We start from the raw sequence: 3,464 nt of genomic DNA on the forward strand, positions 1-3,464 counted from the left end.
ACTTGGTTCAAGTTGCTGCTCTTTCGAAACAGCTTATTTAGTATATCTCGCGTCGACTGAAATGTCAAGCACTTTTTAAAACTTTGTAAAAGTTTTGTTCGTGTGTTTCACGAGACAACTTGTATAGTCTACCTCGAATCGCGTTCGCTGTCAAGAACTTTTTTGAAATTCTTTTTTGCGATCCCGCTCTTTCGAAGCGACTTGATCAGTTTACTATGTGAACCGATCTTTGTCAACCGATACTTTAAGCTTATTTGCTCTTACGTATCGACTCTTAAAACTATACTAGAATCGCTTTTCATTGTCAAGAAAATATTGCCACTTTTTTAACTTCGTATTAATATTTCTCCATTAAACCATGTAGCCTTTATCTTCTTCGTTTTCTTCCATTTTCTTGCGGACGTAGGAGCAGTCAGCCTGAACTTTCAGATCTTCTTTCTTTACCAGGTCCATAAACTCTTTGTAAAGTTTTCCGGCAATTCCCTGCCCCTGCATTTCTTTACTCGTTACCGTATGATAAGCACGAACCGTATGATCGTCTATATATTCGTAGGCTAATAGAGCCTTGGGGTCTTCTTTCTCTCCTATATAGAATTGTTTGCCGTCATTTTGAATTTTCATTTTAGTCTCCCTTCTTTTCCATATTGTAAGTACCTTTTACATACCCATAATAAAAGCCTCCAAAAGATGGATTTCTTATTTCATCTTTTGGAGGCTGATACCCTCGAGTCTCTATTCTTCTGTTGTATCTTCTGATGCTTGGTTTTCCTGTTGGGCCGCTTCTTCGTAGTAGCTTCCTTTGCCTTCCCAGAAACGCTTCAGTTGTTCCCGTGCCGTTTCTTGATCCACGACGTAATATTCTAACTTACCGATTCGTTGATTCTCGCCTACAAGCGTATCCATTTGGATGGACTCTTTGTCGAACTCCAGTCCCATTTTCGCCAGATAGACGATCTGCCCATAGGATAAATTGGTTTCAACATTATCCAGAACGAGGTCAATTAGTTCGGGTATTTTAAAAATCATTCGCGGGCTCTTTACTTTATCAAACAATTTCATTAAGAAGCCCTGCTGGGTTTGGATACGATCCAAATCTTGATTTTCGTAAATCTTTCGAATTCTCAAATAGCGAACGGCATCTTCACCGTCCAGTTTCTGTTTACCTTTTTTGAAGTTGATGTATAAATGAGGAACGACGTAAGTATCTTCGTAAGTATAGTCAAAGGGAATATCTACTTCTATTCCGCCGACCGCATCGACCAGTCGTTTGACGGCATTGTAATCTACCGTCGCATAATAGTCGACAGAAATGTCGAGGAAATCTTCTACCGTCTTCTCCGCCAACTCTTCGCCGCCATAAGCGTAAGCGTGGCCAAGTTTTGTCTTTCCCTCGTGACCTTCTATGTCCACGTAAGTATCTCGCGGCAAGGAGAGTAATTGTGCCCGCTTCGATACCGGATCGATGGTTAGAAGCATAATCACATCACTTCGCGTCGGATTTCCTTCTTCAGTTGCATCGGTCGTCGCTGTTTTATCGATTCCGAATAACAACATGTGCAAGGGATCGTCGCCCGTAAAGGGACTCGTCGCTTTTAAGTTTTCTTGTGCCTTTGCAATTTGATCGCTGTCAATATCTTTATTCGCCCTGTCCAATGGATTGGCGGCAATCTTATAGCCTAAAGCCAGACCGGCCGAAAGGATGACGATTGCTAAACTGCTTAGAATGATCTTCAAGATCTTCATGTACCACCTCTTCTTTACTTTAACTATCTTACCGAATCGCCTGAATGATAGCAATAATAAATGTAAAACTTATGAGATTCTTATCTTTGTTAAGATCATCGGAAGGACGATGGGAGATAAACTTTACCCACAGATTACGGGGCAGGAATCTTCCCCTCATCCTGGGAAGGCAAATCCGAATTGCCTACTTGTCTCCTCAAAGAATTTTTATGAATGGAACTCTTGCTTTCATAATATAGTTTCTTCTGTATAATTCAAAATATCCTCTTATAGCTCAAGCGGGCGGGCAGGCCCGCCCCTACATTAGGATCTATCCGCAATATTTGATTTTATGTCGGGCAAGTATGGTCGCGTGTTGTCTCAAAAATTTACCATCACAACCATTCCTTACGCTCCCGTAGGGGCGAGCCTGAAGCCCTAGCCCGAAATCTTTGATTTCGTGGCAGGTCTCAACCTGTGCCCTGTGGGTACCTGTGCCCTATGGGTATTCAAAAATCTCCAAGAAGCCGAGCGAAGCGACGGCTGATTGGGTAGATTTGACGGACGCTCGCCCGTCGTATGTGTGGAACGATAAAAAACCAATTTAGAGAATATCTTCCACGACACAGCCCCATAGGAATCGAAGCCCGTTAGGGCTTCGCACCGCTAAAAAGCGTTAGGGTGGAAAGGAAGGTGGTTTTAGGAGGAGGGAAAGAGGCCGAATCGCAACGGCCTATTCCCTCCTCCTAAAAAGTTTTTTTGAATGAATGGTTTGTTTTTATTAGAAAAAAGCTTTCGCAAAAAAGGATAACTGTTTTTTCATGTAGAAAGCTTTTTTTAAATCGGTTTCATACAACCCGAAAAACTCTGTCGCGGGGAAGGGGGAAAGGGCTCAGAGGCGAAGGCCGCATTTCTCCCTTCCCCGCGAGCCCCTACCTCCTTTCTGGCCGGCTTTTTAAGCAGAAGAAAATGCCTGCGGCATTTTCTGCATTGTATGGCACTCATACGGAAGATATGTGTTTCTGTTGGATCAACATCTTCGCTGACCCCTTGCGGGCGGGCAGGCCCGCCCCTACATGGGCTTCAGCAGGTTTTTTTGATTTTATGTCGGGCTGATATCGTCGTATGTTGCCACAAAAATTTACCGTCACAACCATTCCCTACGCTCTCGTAGGGGCGAGCCTGCTCGCCCGTTAAACCTGAGCGACAATAAAAAACTAATTTAGAGAATTTATTCCGCAACGCAGCCCAATAGGAATCGAAGCCGTTAGGGCTTCGCACTGCTAAAAAAGCGTTAGGGTGGAAAGGATTGGGGTTTCAGGGGAAAGGAAAGAGGCCGAATCGCAACGGCCTATTCCTTTCCCCTGAGAAAGTTTTTTTGAATGAATGGTTTGTTTTTAAAGGATAGATCTTTTCGCAAAAAAAGCAATTCTATTCGCACACCCTTTGCGGGCATATAGAAAATGGGATTTTATTCCTTTGATGAGCACAAAAAAAGAGACGCTCTCGCGTCTCTTCTTTATTTCTCTTATTCTACGATTTTAGATACTACGCCGGATGCAACGGTGCGGCCGCCTTCGCGGATAGCGAAGCGTAAGCCTTCGTCCATTGCGACGGGGGTAATGAGTTCTACTTTGAAGGTTGCGTTGTCGCCGGGCATAACCATTTCTACGCCGTCTTGTAGGGTGATGTCGCCGGTTACGTCGGTGGTTCTGAAGTAGAATTGGGGACGGTAGCCGTTG

General features: G+C 43.9%; 3 protein-coding genes. All 3 read right to left on the reverse strand.

Going from position 1 to position 3,464, the window contains the following annotated elements; genetic code table 11:
* Positions 1 to 351: 351 nt before the first annotated feature.
* A complete protein-coding gene (locus tag PEPTYR26121_RS08420) occupies positions 352 to 621 on the reverse strand; it encodes a GNAT family N-acetyltransferase (protein ID WP_180500977.1) in 270 nt (89 codons plus the stop codon).
* Positions 622 to 732: 111 nt separating this feature from the next.
* Positions 733 to 1,743 carry an LCP family protein gene (locus PEPTYR26121_RS08425; protein ID WP_180500978.1) on the reverse strand — a complete coding sequence of 337 codons (1,011 nt, stop codon included), beginning with the start codon at positions 1,741 to 1,743 and terminating at the stop codon, positions 733 to 735.
* 1,507 nt (positions 1,744 to 3,250) lie between these two features.
* Positions 3,251 to 3,464 (reverse strand): EF-Tu C-terminal domain-related protein (locus tag PEPTYR26121_RS08430; protein WP_484456023.1); only part of this gene is annotated, 214 nt, incomplete at its 5' end.

Source organism: Aedoeadaptatus nemausensis, from assembly GCF_903819165.1.
Classification (GTDB): domain Bacteria; phylum Bacillota; class Clostridia; order Tissierellales; family Peptoniphilaceae; genus Aedoeadaptatus; species Aedoeadaptatus nemausensis.

Bases quoted from the DNA above. Each gene is read 5' to 3' on its own strand.
- PEPTYR26121_RS08420 (WP_180500977.1), bottom strand. From the start codon at position 621: ATGAAAATTCAAAATGACGGCAAACAATTCTATATAGGAGAGAAAGAA.
- PEPTYR26121_RS08425 (WP_180500978.1), bottom strand. From the start codon at position 1,743: ATGAAGATCTTGAAGATCATTCTAAGCAGTTTAGCAATCGTCATCCTT.